At 64.4% G+C, this 14,305-nt stretch carries 16 protein-coding genes; 5 read left to right on the plus strand and 11 right to left on the minus strand.

Annotated features, from left to right (window positions below; all coding sequences use genetic code 11):
• Window positions 1–41: 41 nt before the first annotated feature.
• Window positions 42–1,262 (plus strand): DNA cytosine methyltransferase, encoded by a 1,221-nt coding sequence (locus F5544_RS34735; protein ID WP_167477084.1) that lies wholly within the window; start codon window positions 42–44, stop codon window positions 1,260–1,262.
• A gap of 118 nt (window positions 1,263–1,380) precedes the next feature.
• Here the strand turns inward: F5544_RS34735 and F5544_RS34740 are convergent, their stop codons facing one another.
• Both F5544_RS34740 and F5544_RS34745 read right to left on the minus strand, forming a co-directional pair.
• Entirely contained in the window at window positions 1,381–2,784 is a 1,404-nt protein-coding gene (locus F5544_RS34740; protein ID WP_238846799.1) for a vWA domain-containing protein, read from the minus strand.
• A 783-nt stretch (window positions 2,785–3,567) separates the two neighbouring features.
• Window positions 3,568–4,461: an AAA family ATPase gene (locus F5544_RS34745; protein WP_167477085.1), complete on the minus strand. Its 894-nt coding sequence runs from the start codon at window positions 4,459–4,461 to the stop codon at window positions 3,568–3,570.
• 60 nt (window positions 4,462–4,521) lie between these two features.
• Between F5544_RS34745 and F5544_RS34750 the strand changes: the two genes are divergently transcribed.
• Window positions 4,522–4,944, plus strand: a complete 423-nt coding sequence (locus F5544_RS34750) for a PPOX class F420-dependent oxidoreductase (RefSeq protein ID WP_167477086.1) — start codon at window positions 4,522–4,524, stop codon at window positions 4,942–4,944.
• Window position 4,945: 1 nt separating this feature from the next.
• Here F5544_RS34750 and F5544_RS34755 read toward each other — a convergent pair whose 3' ends face one another.
• Genes F5544_RS34755 through F5544_RS46750 form a run of 4 tightly spaced genes read right to left on the minus strand, consistent with a single transcriptional unit; the run spans window position 4,946 to window position 7,638 of the window.
• A complete protein-coding gene (locus F5544_RS34755) occupies window positions 4,946–5,329 on the minus strand; it encodes a VOC family protein (protein ID WP_167477087.1) in 384 nt (127 codons plus the stop codon).
• 44 nt (window positions 5,330–5,373) lie between these two features.
• On the minus strand, window positions 5,374–6,096 hold the full coding sequence (locus F5544_RS34760) for an SGNH/GDSL hydrolase family protein (protein ID WP_167477088.1): 723 nt from the start codon (window positions 6,094–6,096) through the stop codon (window positions 5,374–5,376).
• 1 nt (window position 6,097) lies between these two features.
• Window positions 6,098–6,535 carry a nitroreductase family deazaflavin-dependent oxidoreductase gene (locus F5544_RS46745; RefSeq protein ID WP_275106989.1) on the minus strand — a complete coding sequence of 146 codons (438 nt, stop codon included), beginning with the start codon at window positions 6,533–6,535 and terminating at the stop codon, window positions 6,098–6,100.
• A gap of 14 nt (window positions 6,536–6,549) precedes the next feature.
• Window positions 6,550–7,638, minus strand: a complete 1,089-nt coding sequence (locus F5544_RS46750; protein WP_238846801.1) for a questin oxidase family protein — start codon at window positions 7,636–7,638, stop codon at window positions 6,550–6,552.
• Between the two features lie 64 nt (window positions 7,639–7,702).
• Here F5544_RS46750 and F5544_RS34770 point away from each other — a divergent pair, with 64 nt between their 5' ends.
• A complete protein-coding gene (locus F5544_RS34770) occupies window positions 7,703–8,200 on the plus strand; it encodes a MarR family winged helix-turn-helix transcriptional regulator (RefSeq protein ID WP_238846802.1) in 498 nt (165 codons plus the stop codon).
• 15 nt (window positions 8,201–8,215) lie between these two features.
• Here the strand turns inward: F5544_RS34770 and F5544_RS34775 are convergent, their stop codons facing one another.
• Complete coding sequence (locus F5544_RS34775; RefSeq protein ID WP_167477090.1) at window positions 8,216–9,571, minus strand: DUF2252 domain-containing protein; 1,356 nt, start codon at window positions 9,569–9,571, stop codon at window positions 8,216–8,218.
• Between the two features lie 253 nt (window positions 9,572–9,824).
• Here F5544_RS34775 and F5544_RS34780 point away from each other — a divergent pair, with 253 nt between their 5' ends.
• Window positions 9,825–10,145 (plus strand): hypothetical protein, encoded by a 321-nt coding sequence (locus F5544_RS34780; protein ID WP_167477091.1) that lies wholly within the window; start codon window positions 9,825–9,827, stop codon window positions 10,143–10,145.
• Between the two features lie 66 nt (window positions 10,146–10,211).
• Here F5544_RS34780 and F5544_RS34785 read toward each other — a convergent pair whose 3' ends face one another.
• Genes F5544_RS34785 through F5544_RS34795 form a run of 3 tightly spaced genes read right to left on the minus strand, consistent with a single transcriptional unit; the run spans window position 10,212 to window position 11,465 of the window.
• On the minus strand, window positions 10,212–10,460 hold the full coding sequence (locus tag F5544_RS34785) for a hypothetical protein (protein WP_167471242.1): 249 nt from the start codon (window positions 10,458–10,460) through the stop codon (window positions 10,212–10,214).
• Complete coding sequence (locus tag F5544_RS34790) at window positions 10,461–10,940, minus strand: DUF6247 family protein (protein ID WP_167477092.1); 480 nt, start codon at window positions 10,938–10,940, stop codon at window positions 10,461–10,463.
• Between the two features lie 51 nt (window positions 10,941–10,991).
• Window positions 10,992–11,465 carry a MarR family winged helix-turn-helix transcriptional regulator gene (locus tag F5544_RS34795; RefSeq protein ID WP_238846803.1) on the minus strand — a complete coding sequence of 158 codons (474 nt, stop codon included), beginning with the start codon at window positions 11,463–11,465 and terminating at the stop codon, window positions 10,992–10,994.
• Window positions 11,466–11,599: 134 nt separating this feature from the next.
• Between F5544_RS34795 and F5544_RS34800 the strand changes: the two genes are divergently transcribed.
• The gene (locus tag F5544_RS34800) at window positions 11,600–13,108 is read left to right on the plus strand and encodes an FAD-dependent monooxygenase (protein ID WP_167477093.1); all 1,509 of its coding nucleotides are present in this window, start codon (window positions 11,600–11,602) and stop codon (window positions 13,106–13,108) included.
• Between the two features lie 117 nt (window positions 13,109–13,225).
• Here F5544_RS34800 and ilvC read toward each other — a convergent pair whose 3' ends face one another.
• A complete protein-coding gene (ilvC, locus tag F5544_RS34805; RefSeq protein WP_174867645.1) occupies window positions 13,226–14,227 on the minus strand; it encodes a ketol-acid reductoisomerase in 1,002 nt (333 codons plus the stop codon).
• Window positions 14,228–14,305 lie beyond the last annotated feature (78 nt).

The raw sequence follows: 14,305 nt of genomic DNA on the forward strand, positions 1-14,305 counted from the left end.
CCCGCCTGCCAACGGCGACCCGCCTCGGTAATGTACCCGACATGACCATCGGTACGAGCAGCATCAAGGTCGTGGATCTGTTCGCTGGCTGCGGCGGGCTAACACAGGGCTTCCACGAGTATCGCCCCGATGGATGGACAGCATCACCGTTCCGTACGGTCGGAGCAGTCGAGTCCGACATCGCCGCCGCCTCGACCTACGCGGCGAACTTTGCCCAAGAGGCAGGTGGGACCGATCACATCCATGCGGGAGACATCAAGGACTGGGATCCAGCCGTGCTGGGCACAGATGTGGATGTGATCCTCGGCGGCCCGCCGTGCCAAGGATTCTCCGGGCTCGGCAAAGAGGACGTGAACGATCCACGTAACAAGCTCTGGCGCGAGTACAAGAGGGTAGTCAACAAGCTTAAACCGAAGGTCTTCATCATCGAGAACGTCGACCGCTTTCTAAAGTCCGGTGAGTTCGCATCGCTGGTGGATGCCACAGCATCCGACGGCGATCTGAGCGACTATCAGCTCGCAGAACCACGAATACTCAATGCAGCGGACTACGGTGTACCACAAGCCCGAAAGCGGGCCATCGTCCTTGCAACTCGCCGCGACCTGATAAAGAACTCTCAATTGCTTACTCATCCAGCTCCGAGCCATCGCAAGCCTGTTGCCGATGAGTCTGCCGCTATGATTGAAATCGATGACCGCAAGCCATGGGAAACGATCAACTCAATTTTCGCTCGAACGCCAAATGATGCACCAATCAAAGACCTGCCAGACCGGAGATGCAGCCCTTTGGGAACGGAGCTTCCCGGTACGTTCCATACATACGAGTTACACATCGGACGAAACCCCACTCAGATGTCTCTCGCCCGCTATAAAGCCATCCCAGAGGGAGGCAACCGGAAGAATCTCACGGGTGCGCTGACTACAGAAAATTGGCGCGGCCATAACACAGGTTCCGGAGACGTCATGGGTCGCATGCATTGGAACCAACCCTCGGTTACGATTCGCACCGAATTCTACAAGCCGGAGAAGGGGCGTTACCTCCATCCCGACGGAAATGTCCACCGACCAATCACCCATTACGAAGCTGCACTAATCCAAGGTTTCCCAGAGAGTTTCAAGTGGTGTGGCAGTAAGATCGCTATAGGTAAACAGATCGGGAACGCTGTGCCAGTAGGGTTGTCAAGAGCCTTGGCATCTCAAGTATATGAGTTCCTAGTATCAGCGAACGCAGTCATCGTGTCGCCTCTTCAGCAATCAGCTTAGCCTTGACTCTACGTCGAGGTGTGATCAGGTTCAGATTGGTTGTCTGCCGCTGAGCAGCGGTTGCAAGCAAACGATCCAGGTAGCACCGGCTACAGATTGGCTGCCGGTTCGCACCCCGTTACGCCGGCAGGAGGCGGGAGATGACCTCGGTGAGCTGTTTTACGTTGCGGCATTCGTGCATGGTTATGTGGGTGGCGTAGAGGGGGGCGGCGGAGTCGCCGGTGGACCAGGAGCGGGCGGGTTCGGGGTTTAGCCAGTGGGCGTGGGTGGCGCGGGTGGAGATTGTTTGTAGGGCTTCGAGGTTGGGGTTGGTGCGGTTGGTGCGGGCGTCGCCGAGGATTAGGAGGGAGGTGCGGGGGCCGATCGCGTCCAGGTAGTTGTCGGTGAAGGTTTGGAAGGATTCGCCGTAGTTGCTGCTGCCGAAGCGGGTTACCTTGGCTTCTCGGGTGATTCGGGTTGCTAGGCCGGGGAGGGGTGGGTCGCCGGGGGTGAAGAAGGGGGTGATTTCGTCGCAGGTGTCGATGAAGCCGAAGCTGCGGACCCGGGTGAATTGGTCTTGGAGAGCTTGGACTAGTTGGAGGGTGAATTCGGCGAAACCCGTTACGGAGCCGGAGAGGTCGGCGAGGATGACGAGGTCGGGGCGGCCGTGTTTGCGGGCGCGGAGGACGGGGGTTACCGGGACGCCGCCGGTGGCCATGGAGCGGCGGAGGGTGCGGCGCATATCGATCTGGCCGCGGACCGCTTTTCGGCGGCGGGCCGCTAGGCGGGTGGCCAGTTTGCGGGCCAAAGGGGTTACGAGGCGGCGCATTTCGGCGAGGTCCTGTTCGCGGGCGCCGAGGAAGTCGATCTGGTCGGTGCTGGATTGGACGCCGCGGCGGGCGATGTAGTCGGTGCCGCGGAGTTGGGCCGAGCGGAGGCGGGCCTCGGTTTGCAGGGCGGTGCGGAAGGCGGTGAGTCGGCGATTCGCCTCGATGGTGTGCACTGCGGTGTCGAATTCGTCGGTGCGGCTGCCCATTTCAGCGACCAAGCGGTCGGCGAGATCTTCCGGGCGCAGCGCCTTCAAGGTGAGGTACGAGGACCAGCCCGCACCTGAGGCGGTGGTGACGGGCGCGCTCGGTTGGCCCGCGCCCGCACCGCCGTACGCGCCCAAAGCGGTGAGCGCCTGCCTCGCCAACTCGGTCAGCGCGGCCGGATCGTCTTGCGCCAGTACCGCTACCAGCCGATCGCGCAGGGCTGCAACGGATTCCGGCGCTTCGTCCCGAATCGGTTCCACGCCGAGGAAGTAGAGGTCGAACAGCTGGTCGAAGACGGCGCGTTGTCCGTTGCGGCGCAACAGGGTTGCCGCCAAACCGGAACGCAGCCGGTTCGGATCCGCGGTACCGAGTGCGAGGATCGCTTCGGCGGCGTCGACGGTTTCGCTTGGGCCTGCGGTGATTCCATGTTCCCGCAGCAGACCGACGAAGTCGACGAGCCGGTCGGTCATCGTCTGCGCGGCACTGCCGCCGCTGCGCACCGCGGTCACCGCGCGCCGCCGTCCGCGCACGACGCGGCGGGGGCATTCCGTTCACCCGCGCACATACATTCCGCCACAAGCGGATCCAGACGAACTGTCGCGCCATCCGAAGTCGGCGCAGCCCGCAATGAGCTGATGCTCACCCGCCGCACATCGAAAACCCGCCACTGTTGGTCGACGGCGATGGGTCTCCATACCGCAATGCTTTTCGCGAGCCCAGTCGTCGGGGACGAGGATCCACCCGCGACATCGGCGCCCCCGATCATGCCGAACCCTCTCACGCATCGTCGCGAAGCAGCGCCAACCGCCCGTCGCAAGCCGATGATCGACCTGGCACACCCAGCCTCGAGTGGACCAGCCGGATCATGCCGAATCCTCCTCGAGCACCGGTCCCGTCGTTCAGTAAAGCCAATCGCTGCGCCGCAAGCCGATGATCGGCCTGGCACACCCAGGGTGGCGTAGGCCCGCCGGATCATGCCGAATCCCCTCGCGCACCGGTCTCGTCGTTGAGCAAAGCCAACCGTTCCGTCGCAAACCGATGCTTCAACAGCACGCCCTGCATGGAATGGATCCGCCGGACCATCCGAATCCCCTCGCACACCGGTGCCCCGTTCAGCAAAACCAATCGCTGCGCCGCAAGCCGATCGTCGGCCTGGCACACCCAGGTTGGCGTAGGCCCGCCGGATCATGCCGAATCCCCTCGCGCACCGGTCCCGCCGTTCAACAAAGCCAACCGCTGCGCCGCAAGCCGATCGACGGCCTGGCACACCCGGGGTGGAGTAGACCGCCGGATCATGCCGAATCCCCTCGCACACCGGTCTCATCGCGAAGCAACGCCAACCGTTCCGTAGCAAGCCGATGATCCGCTTGGTATTTCAACAGCACACCCAAAGTGGAGCGCACAACACCACTGGTCAGGTTTCGCGCACCCAGCGCGACCAAAGTCTTTGCCCAGTCGACAGTTTCGGCAATAGACGGCGCTTTTCGCAACGGCAGTTCACGCAATGCGCCGACGACGCGCACCACGGGTTCGGCCAAGACTGCGTCGAGGTCCGGCACCTTCAGTCGGACGATGGCCTTCTCCAATTCCGCTGTGGGGTAATCGATGTGGAGATATAAGCAGCGGCGTTTCAACGCCTCGGAGAGGTCGCGGTTGGCGTTGGAGGTGAGGATGACGAAGGGTTTGCGGATGGCGGTGACGGTGCCGAGTTCCGGGATGCTGATCTGATAGTCGCCGAGAACCTCGAGTAGTAGCCCCTCGAGCTCGACATCCGCCTTGTCGAGTTCGTCGATGAGCAGAACGGTGGGCGAAGAGCTTCGGATGGCGGTCAGCAGGGGGCGGGCCAGCAGGAATTCCTCGGTGAAGACGTGATCGCGGGTGGCGTCCCAGCCGTCTTTTTCGGTCGAGGTGATGCGCAGCAGCTGCTTCGCGTGATTCCACTCGTATAGCGCGCGGGCCTCGTCGATGCCCTCGTAGCACTGTAGACGCACCAGATCGGCGGCGGCCGCGGTGGCCACGGCGCGCGCCAGTTCGGTCTTGCCGACACCGGCCGGACCCTCGATCAGGAGGGGTTTGCCCAGGTGGGCGGCGAGAAAGACGGCGGTGGCGATATCGGTGGACGGCAGGTAGCCGGCGTCGGTGAGCCGCCGCGTCACCTCATCGACCGAACCAAAGAACTTACTCATCGGTAACAGTCTAGATCGCCGGCTTGACCTGAACGAAGGTATAGGTTCTACCGTCGCATCATGACCTTCACCGATGCCGAACGCGCATATCTGGCCGGACAAAGCCTCGGACGGCTGGCCACCGTCACCGCCAAAGGCGCCCCGCAGGCGCGCCCAGTCGCCTTTCAATTGAATACGGACGGCACCATCGATATCGGCGGGCCGGATATGACCAACTCGCAGAAGTACCGGAACTTGCAGAAGAACCCGCAGGTCAGCCTGGTGGTCGACGATATGACCCCGAATGAGCCGGGAGAGGTCAAGCCGGGTTGGGGCCGCGGCGTCGAGGTGCGTGGCGTGGCCGAACTGCTGACCGTCGAGGTGCCGCCGATCGCACCCGAATTCTTCAGCAAGGAGATCATCCGGATCCACCCGCGCCGCATCTCGAGCTGGCATATCGATCCGGCCGATCCGCAGGGCGGCGTGCGTAGCGTCGGCCAGTAGGTCAGCGCGCGAATCCGGTGAGCGAGAAGACATTTCCGTCCGGATCCGGGAACCAGGCGATCTTGTCGCCGCCGGGTGTCGTCCAAATACCGTCGGCGTCCTGGCTCATGCCCTCGTAGCGGAGGAATGTCACGCCCGCCGCGCCGAGTTCGGCGACAGTCGCCGCGATATCCGCAACCGTCCAGCCGAGAATGGTGAACGGTTGCGGCACAAGGCTTTCCACTGCGGTAATCCGGATGGTCGCATTGCCGCCGCGAACCACACAGGCGAACGGCGTCTGCTCGACGATCGCCAAACCGAGCACGTCGGCGAAGAACCGGCGCGAACGATCCAGATCCGTCGACGGTGCGAAGGCGACGACCTCGGCGGCGGCGAGTGTGCGCATGGCCCGACGCTACCCGCGCCGCACCGCGCGGACAGCCGAACGACCTAGGCCGAACCGATGCCCTCGGTGCGGCGGGCGACGTCGGTGACGAACCCGAAGATCAGCTCGGCGACCATATTCGCGCCGCGGGAATTGAGGTGAACCGTATCGGTCGTCAGCCGGAGCCCACGTCCGCGCGATATCGAGTCCAGACTGCGGCCTAAAACGAAATGTTGCGCCGCCGCGGTGCGCGCCAGCATCTTACCGGACCGGTACGGCATGCCGGATGCGTCGCTGTCCCGCAAATAGTCGACCATTGTTTCGTTGAGCGGCAGGTAGGCAGCGCCGCCCGCCTCGGCTTCCGCCGCCGCGATACCCGCATATTCCGTGGTCCGCCGCAGCGCCAACGATTCGAGGTCCTCGCCGAGAACCGGCGGGGAAAGCACAACGACCCGGGCATGTGTGCGCAGCCTGGCAATGATGGCTCGCATATTCCGCCGGTACCGGTCGGCATCCAACTCTTCGGTGAGTTTCCATTTCTTGCGCAGCTCTGCGGCACGCACACCGGACAGGGTGTAGTTGATGTCATTGGTGCCGATCAGCACGGTGACGATATCCGGCTGCCGTGCCGTGATCCGCGCGATCCTGCGCAGCACGCCCACCGTGGTGTCGTAGTTGACTCCGGCGTTCTCCACGATGTCCAAGGGCAACAGCTGCCGCAATATCCGCACATAATCCACGCTGACCTGACCGCGGGTAATACTGTCACCGACACATACGATTTTCATGTCAATCCTTCGGGATAACCCGGAACATCGGGCAACGCGGGGCGGCCGCGGCGAAACCTTCCGGGGATTCCGATGCCACAAGGCCGTTTCTGACGAATGCTCCGACGCCTCTGGGGTTCTGGACGGGGAACTCGCGAAGGATCGGGCCGCGCTCGGCTTGCGGCACCTCCACCAGATTCACCCATTCGATCTGGCGGCCCCGTGTCAGGGTTCCGTACCCGGCCGCACGAACATTCTTGACCCAGTCGGCATTTGGATAGGCCTGGACGAGATAGTGCGTTCCATCGATGAGCACGGGCGCGACCGGAGTCGTATACGGTCGCCCCGTCTTGCGTCCGGGAACGGTCAGCAACCGCATCGGACCGAACGGCAGCCCGATCCGATGGAACAAGACGACGACCCGGTTGCGGATCCGGTTCCGAGTTGTGATGGTACTCAATGGGATTCCCCTATTCAGTGGCGAGAGATGCGCCGCTGTGCGGACATCACCGCTGCGGCGTAGCGCGGATCGGGGCGAAGCAGGTGCTCCCGGAGGCAGGCTTCGGTGAATTTGATGACGTGTTCGTCGCGGTGTTCCGCTGCGCGGGCGGCCAATTCGCCGAATGTGGGCACCTCGGCCGCCCGTGCGGCAGCGAGCGCCGTGCCCTCCCCTTTCGCATCGCCGGTGGCGGTGAGCAGTAGGGCCAGATGCATCTGCCATAGCGCGGCGACCGTCGGCATGTGCAGTTCTGTCGGCAGGTGCGGCAGCACCAGCCGGGCGGCTGCGGGCGCGGTGACCGCATGCACCAGCGGAACCGGATTCCCTTGTGGGTGTGCGAGATACACGCCGGCGAACTCGGCCGTCAGTTCGGAGAGCAGCCATTGCGGATCGAGTTCGGCCAGGGCGTCCAGGTTCTCCCGATATCCGGGGCGCGTGGGCGCCGTACGCAACCGTTGCGCCAGCATTCCGACAGGCGCCGGTTTCGGCAGCGGTACGCGGGGCAGCGCGGCGACCGCCTCGGCGACCGTGCGATCACCCGCCATGCGGGCCCGCCCCGGCAATTCGTGAAACCTGGCCGCCCAGAAGGCAAGTCCCCTCGCCAGCTCGGTCAGTTGCGCCGGGCTGGGCGCGGGGGCGGCGGCCAAACCACGTACCGCGTGCGCCGTGCGGATGAGACCGTGGGTGAGCGAGGCCATCAGGCCGGGGAGCAGCCGCGGCCACCACCGCACCAGCACTGTGCGCCAAGGAGATTCGGCCAGCTCGCGGGCGAAGAGCTGTTCCCAGTCGCCTGCTCGATCGAATTCGCCGAGCGCGCCGCGCCATGACGATTCGTCCGATGGATCGATCGCGAACCGCGCCTGCGGCGGATCATAGAACGGCAACACGTTTCGGTAGTACTCGGTCCACGGGCCGACCTCGTCGACGAATCCGAGCGTGGCCAGCGCCTCCGCGCCCATCGGGCCGTGATTGGCCAGGTCACCGTCGGTGCCGCGCTCATATCCGAGGTCATCCATCCGGGCCAGGGCCTCGTTCATCGCATCGGAGTAGTTGAGCGATACCACTGTCGCCCACCTTTCATTCGATTTTTCGAACAGTTCGGAAATCCGAACTGTCTAAGATGGGACGGTGCCACAAGACGCCGAACCGCGCAAGACTATGCATCCGACCCCGGGCGACCTCGAGATCCTCGGCTATATACCGCTACTGTCCGGCTACTTCCGAAATGTGCGGGGCGAGATGCCCGAGGAAATGCGGGCGATCTTCGAGCGGCACAAGCTGACGGCCAGGCACGGTGCGGTGCTCCCCCAGCTCATGAGCGGAGAAGCAGTGAGCGTGAGCGAGCTCGCCGGACGGCTCGGCGTATCCCTTTCGACCGCGAGCGAACTCGTCGGCGACCTGAGCCGCGCCGGATTGGCCACCCGGCAGGAAGATCCGGGCAACAGGCGGCGCACCCTGGTGACATTGCCGGAGCAGCATCGGCGGGCGGTCGAATCCTTCATCGCCGCCCGTTCGGCGCCGCTGCTGCGAGCGCTCGCGCGGCTTTCTCCGCGTGATCGCGCCGGTTTCGTCGCGGGATTGACCGAATGGGCGCATGAGGTCCAGGGGTACGGCGCCAACTGCTGAACACATCAAACCTGATCAATACGCCATCGCCGCGGCTTTCACCCGCCCCGAGTCGATCGCCGCGAGCAGCGCCTTGTGATCGGCCAGCGTCTGATCCGCGTACGCGAGCGCGAAATCGCCCATGGCACGGTCAAATCCGTCACCGGAGCCGATATAGGCGGCAATAGCGACACGGTCACCGGAGCGCGCGTGGGCGCGGGCCAGGGTGTGCCCGCAGAGCGCGGCGTACTGGCGCAGCGCCGGACGGGACAGGTCCTCGATGGCGGCGGAACCCTTCATATCGCGCAGCTGTCGCCAGTAGTAGTGGTGGTCGTCAGGGCCGGTCGCCCAGCCGAGGAAAATATCGCTGGATGTTTGCATGAGCCGCTGCCCGTGCACCACTCGGTGGCCCTGATGCTTCTGTTTACTCGGCCGCAGATGCGGCGTGAGCACCGACTCCTGCGCCTCTTTCACTTGAAGGAAGAGCGGGCTGCCGGTGGTGGTATCGGCAAGCAGCGCAATGAAACACCGGGTTCCGACGCTGCCGACGCCCACTACCTTCCGCGCGGCATCCACCAGCCGGTACCGGTCGATCAACACCCGTCGTTCCTCGGGCAGCGAGCTGCGGTAGGCCGACAGCACGGTCTCGACCCAGACGTCCTCGCCGGTCTCGATCGGAACCAGCAGCGGCGGTTGATGTTTGATCTTCGGCGTGCCGTTTGCATCCGGTTCGGTGAGCTTGCGCAGCGCCTGCAGGCTGGTGCTCTTGCGCGCGGTATCGATGGCCTGCTCGATATCCTTGCGGCGCTTGGGTTTCTGGATCAACTCGGTGATCTGCTGGGTATCGACCTGCTCGTACCACACCGCGACAGCATCGGCCTCGGCCAACCGGCCCATCGTTTCGCGGTAACGCTGAGCCGCTGCGCGCACGGCATTTCCGGCCTCGTCGTCGCCGAAACCGTTGGCGCGGGCGGCAACCGCGATACTGGCGGCGAGACGTTTGACATCCCATTCGAACGGGCCGGGCAGCGTCTCGTCGAAATCGTTGAGATCGAAGACGAGTGCCCGCTCGGGCGAGGCGTACACGCCGAAGTTCGACAGGTGTGCGTCACCGCAAAGCTGAACCGTCAGTTCGGTATTCGGAGATGCCGCCAGATCGGCGGCCATGATGGCGGGTGCGCCACGCAGGAACGGGAACGGTGCGGCCGCCATTCTGGCGTAGCGGATGGGCACCAGCTCCGGCACGCGGGTGGCGGCCTGTTGTTCGAGGATGGCGATCGGGTCGGGGCGGTCGGCGGACGGCTGCCAGACGCCGAGCGAGGAGCGCGAGATCCGCTGGCGCGCGGCACGTCCTGCCGCGGCCGAGTCGCGGGCGGTCGTCGCGGTTGTCATCGAATCAGTGTCGCGCGATCGTCGGCGACGCGCAATCAACCAGCTACTTCTCGGCGATTTCAGCGCTCAGGGAATCCCCCTAGTACCGCAGATGGAAGTTCCGCGAAGTCGTGTCTACACCCGTGACCTTTCCGGCGAAGTAGGCCAGAGTGTAGGCGTGCCGTTGGAGTTTCGTCGGAAAACCGGGTCGGGGCCTGGAATACGACAACGGCGTGGTGAGTAGGAGCTCACCGGAGAGTTGAAAGGATTCACGTTGTTCTCGACAACCAAGTCCAGCGCTGCCCGGCGGACCCTGGCCCGCGTGGCCGTCGCGGGTGCGCTCACGGCGATTCCATTGACCGCGCTGGCGATCCCCGCCTCGGCCGATCCGGCCCTGCCCGGCGCCACCGAGGTGCACCACCACTGGCGCGACTGCGATGGTTTCGGCCCGTTCCGCGACTGGAACTGCGACGACGGCCTCGGCCCGTTCGACAACGACTGGCGCGACAACGACTGGCATTGGCGGCACCACGACGACCCGTTCTGGCAGTTCTTCCACGGTCGTCCGTCCACCGGATCGTTCGGCAGCAGTTAGTCCCAACTCGGTATGAGGCTCGGCACCACCCGAATGCCGAGCCTCATACCGTTTCGTGGCAGCGGACTACCCCACCCACTGAACCCTGACGACACTGACCAGCCGCTCCTGCTCGAGGACAAGATAGGTGATCATTCCGAAGCTGCCGAAAACCAACTGACGAAGCGGCGCATCCGGATTGCGCTTGTTGACGCTGAGGCCATTCCATGGAGCCAACTCCAGCACTACCGCTGCCTCCGCATACGCGAGAAGCGCATCATCCGGAAGGTTGGCAATTTGGTCGGTCGCCTCGCCGGAGGTGTCGACCCGGTACACCTATCGCCTGTCCAATCGGGCATTGATCATGGCTTTGATGTCGGCGCTGGAGACCCATGTTCCGCGCCTCCGCCCGGCACGCATGTCCGCCATAGTCTGGTCGGCTAGTTCGAGAAGCCGGAAATAGCTGCCCGGATCGGTCATCTCCGCGTGCGCTGTAATACGCCACTGGGCAAGAAAACCGTGCACGACAGTGAGATCGCACTCGTCTCTGGCCTGATCCATTGTCTCTCGCCAAAGGCGATCGAATTCCATCGCGACATCAGCTGGCAGGCACGCCCGAATCGCCGCAGGATCGGCATCCGGGATCCGGGGCGGCTCAGGCCGGGCGGCAGAGGTCATGCAGTAGATCATAGCCGCTGCGTATCCGATCAACGACGCCTTCAGTTGGCCGACGGCACCGATTGCCGTTGGCCGGGCAAAGCCTTGGCAGCGCACCAGCCGTTGGATGGCCCCCACCAGCCCGATGAACTCGAGCATGCACTGGCCCAGCGGATCCGGTGGCTGGTCCCGCACCGATTGTGCTCTCGCTCAACTCTTTTCGGTTGTCGATCGGTGGGCGACGAGATCGTCGGCCAGCCGTTCGAGCAGTGTGGCCAACTGTCGACGGTCCGCGGCGGACCACCCCGACAGTGCTCCGGCGAACCAATCCCGGACCTCGCTTGTATAGCGATCGACCAACCGCTGCCCCTGCGAGGTCAGCGCGACTCGTCGCGCGCGGCGATCGTCCGGGTCCACCACTCGGGCCACCAGCTCACGTTGTTCCAGCCCGTTGATGTGCCGGGTCACATGTGGTCCTTCGACCTGCATCTGTGTGGCGATCTCGCCGACCCGCAGCGGTTCGCCTGCCCCGTCGAGGATCACCAGGATCGTCATAGCGGGTCGTTCCAGCGACAGTCCGGCCGAGCGAATGATGTTGTCGTACAGGCGTCCTCGGTTGAGGACCGCGCTCAGCAGCGTCAGCCGGGGGAACAGCTCCCCCATGATGTCGTCGGATTCCGGCACACACCCTCCTTGTTAGATACCTAAGTTAGGTATATAGTTCACTCATCCCAACAGCGAAAACGGGAAAACTTCGATCCGAAAAAGTATACCTAAGTTAGGTAATAGAGTCCCGCACCGACCTCCGAGGAACCACCATGAACACCACCGATGTACTGATCGTCGGCGCGGGCCCCACCGGACTGACCCTCGCCTGCGAACTCGCCCGCCGCGGCGTCGCCCACGAGCTCATCGACAAACTCCCCCAACATAATTCGGCATCTCGCGCCAAGACCATCCAGCCGCGTTCGCTCGAGATCGCCGACGATCTCGGCATCGCGGAACGCATCGTCGACCGCGGCGCGATCCACCTGCCGACCCGCCACTACCGCGGGCCTCGAATCCTTTCCGAGGCCGTGGAGGCGGCGATCGGCGTACCGTCGACACCCGCGACACCGTATCCCGCACCGGTCTGGGTCGCGCAGCCGTATGTCGAAGCGGCACTGCGGGATCGGCTCGCCGAACTCGGCGGCGAGGTAAACCTCGGTACCGAAGTCGTTGACCTACAACAACACCCGAACTTCGTCACAGTGACGGTTACGAAAGACGGTCGGCGCGAGGAGATTCGAACCCGCTACGTCGTCGGCTGCGACGGTGGACGCAGCGCGGTCCGCGAGCTGGCCGGGTTGCGGCTCACCGGGACCTCGTACGGGCGGCACCGCTGGTACCTCGGCGATGTGCGGATCACCGGTCTGGATCGCGGCGCGCAACATCTGTGGATGAACGACGGCGTCCTGTCGCTGTTTCCGTTGCCGCACACCGACATCTGGCAATTTCAGGCCAGCATTCCGGCCGACGACAAACAGCCGCCCGCGCCGACGCTCGCGCACTACCGAAAGATCTTCGCCGAACGCGCCGGGCTGCCCGGTGTCGAGATCACCGACCCGACCTGGCTGTCCCTGTATCAGATCAATGTGGCCATGGTGGACCGCTACCGAACCGATCGCGTATTCCTGGCGGGCGATGCCGCACATATCCATTCACCGGGTGGCGGCCAGGGCATGAACACCGGCATACAGGACGCGTACAACCTGGGCTGGAAGCTCGCCGCCGCACTGCGCGGCACCGACGACATACTGGAAAGCTATGCGGCGGAACGACTTCCGGTGGCCCGCGCGGTGCTCGACGATTCGACGGCCCGCCTGCACATGGTCATGCGCGCCGCCGCGGCGAACGATGGCTCCGCCGCACAGCGGCAACTCACCGACGAATTCACCACCGGGCTCACCATCGCGTACCCGGACAGCCCGCTGACGGATCGCGCGCAGCTGCCGAAATCCGGTATCCGACCGGGTGAGCGCGCTCCCGACGCCATCTGCCGCGACCCCGAAACCGGCCACAAGACAAGGCTTTTCGATCTCTTCCGAGGAACCCACTGGACGCTGCTGGATTTCGGCGGCGATGCCGAGCCCGTGAAATCGGCCGACCTGCGGGTCTATCGAATCACGCAGCGCGAGAACGGATCCGGAGCGATCGTGGATGCCGACGGTCTCGCGCGCGAAAGCTACGGCGTTGACGAAGGAGAGCTCGTCCTGATACGCCCGGACGGGTATGTCGCGACGAGGACGAAATCATCGGCGGATATCGAGCGTTGGATCCCGGCCTGAGCGGACAATATCCATACCAATTCGCTGAAATCCCGCATCGAACAGCTGATTTTGTCCGTCTAGGCCGGAAACGCCGCTGGCCCGCCCCAATAAGGAGCGGGCCAGCGGCGTTGAACCTTAAGCGGTTTCGGTGATCGGCCGGTCGACCCAGCTCATCAGCCCGCGCAGCTTCGCGCCGGTGACCTCGATCGGGTGCTCGGCGTTCTTCTTGCGCAGCGCCTCGAGCTCCTTGTTGCCGCCCTCGACGTTGGCGACCAGGCGCTTGACGAAGGTGCCGTCCTGGATGTCCTTGAGGATGTCGCGCATCCGCTGCTTGGTGTCGGCGTCGATGACCCGCGGGCCCGACAGGTAGCCACCGAATTCGGCGGTGTCGGAGACCGAGTAGTTCATCCGCGCGATGCCGCCCTCGTACATCAGGTCGACGATCAGCTTGAGCTCGTGCAGCACCTCGAAGTAGGCCATCTCGGGCGCGTAGCCGGCCTCGACCATGACCTCGAAACCGGTCTTGACCAGTTCCTCGGTGCCACCGCAGAGCACGGCCTGCTCACCGAACAGGTCGGTCTCGGTCTCCTCCTTGAAGGTGGTCTTGATGACGCCGGCGCGCGCGCCGCCGATGCCCTTGGCGTAGGACAGCGCCAGCGCCTGGCCCTCGCCCTTCGGGTCCTGATCGATGGCGATGAGGCAGGGCACGCCCTTGCCGTCGACGAACTGGCGGCGCACGAGGTGGCCGGGGCCCTTCGGCGCGACCATGCCGATGGTGATGTTGGCGGGCGGCTTGATCAGGCCGAAGTGGATGTTGAGGCCGTGGCCGAAGAACAGCGCGTCGCCGTCCTTCAGGTTGGGCTCGATGTCGTTGGTGAAGATCGATGCCTGCGCGGTGTCGGGCGCGAGCAGCATGATCACATCGGCCCACGCCGAAACCTCGGCCGGGGTGCCGACGGTCAGGCCGGCCTCCTCGGCCTTCGGGCGCGACTTCGAACCCTCCGCGAGGCCGACCCGGACCTCGACGCCGGAGTCGCGCAGGCTCAGCGAGTGCGCGTGCCCCTGGCTGCCGTAGCCGATGACAGCGACCTTGCGGCCCTGGATGATCGACAGGTCGGCGTCGTCGTCGTAGAACATCTCGACTGCCACTTGGTAGGTCCCTTCTTTCCTTCTTTTTAGGTCTGTAGGCCCACGATCATTGCGGGCCAACACAAT

It is taken from the genome of Nocardia arthritidis (assembly GCF_011801145.1).
Classification (GTDB): domain Bacteria; phylum Actinomycetota; class Actinomycetes; order Mycobacteriales; family Mycobacteriaceae; genus Nocardia; species Nocardia arthritidis_A.

What these genes read in the sequence shown, in the direction of transcription:
- F5544_RS34790 (WP_167477092.1), bottom strand. Translation starts at nt 10,940, where the DNA reads ATGCTCGAGTTCATCGGGCTGGTGGGGGCCATCCAACGGCTGGTGCGC.
- F5544_RS34800 (WP_167477093.1), top strand. Translation starts at nt 11,600, where the DNA reads ATGAACACCACCGATGTACTGATCGTCGGCGCGGGCCCCACCGGACTG.
- F5544_RS34750 (WP_167477086.1), top strand. Translation starts at nt 4,522, where the DNA reads ATGACCTTCACCGATGCCGAACGCGCATATCTGGCCGGACAAAGCCTC.
- F5544_RS34735 (WP_167477084.1), top strand. Translation starts at nt 42, where the DNA reads ATGACCATCGGTACGAGCAGCATCAAGGTCGTGGATCTGTTCGCTGGC.
- F5544_RS34775 (WP_167477090.1), bottom strand. Translation starts at nt 9,571, where the DNA reads ATGACAACCGCGACGACCGCCCGCGACTCGGCCGCGGCAGGACGTGCC.
- F5544_RS34760 (WP_167477088.1), bottom strand. Translation starts at nt 6,096, where the DNA reads ATGAAAATCGTATGTGTCGGTGACAGTATTACCCGCGGTCAGGTCAGC.
- F5544_RS34755 (WP_167477087.1), bottom strand. Translation starts at nt 5,329, where the DNA reads ATGCGCACACTCGCCGCCGCCGAGGTCGTCGCCTTCGCACCGTCGACG.
- F5544_RS34745 (WP_167477085.1), bottom strand. Translation starts at nt 4,461, where the DNA reads ATGAGTAAGTTCTTTGGTTCGGTCGATGAGGTGACGCGGCGGCTCACC.
- ilvC (WP_174867645.1), bottom strand. Translation starts at nt 14,227, where the DNA reads ATGTTCTACGACGACGACGCCGACCTGTCGATCATCCAGGGCCGCAAG.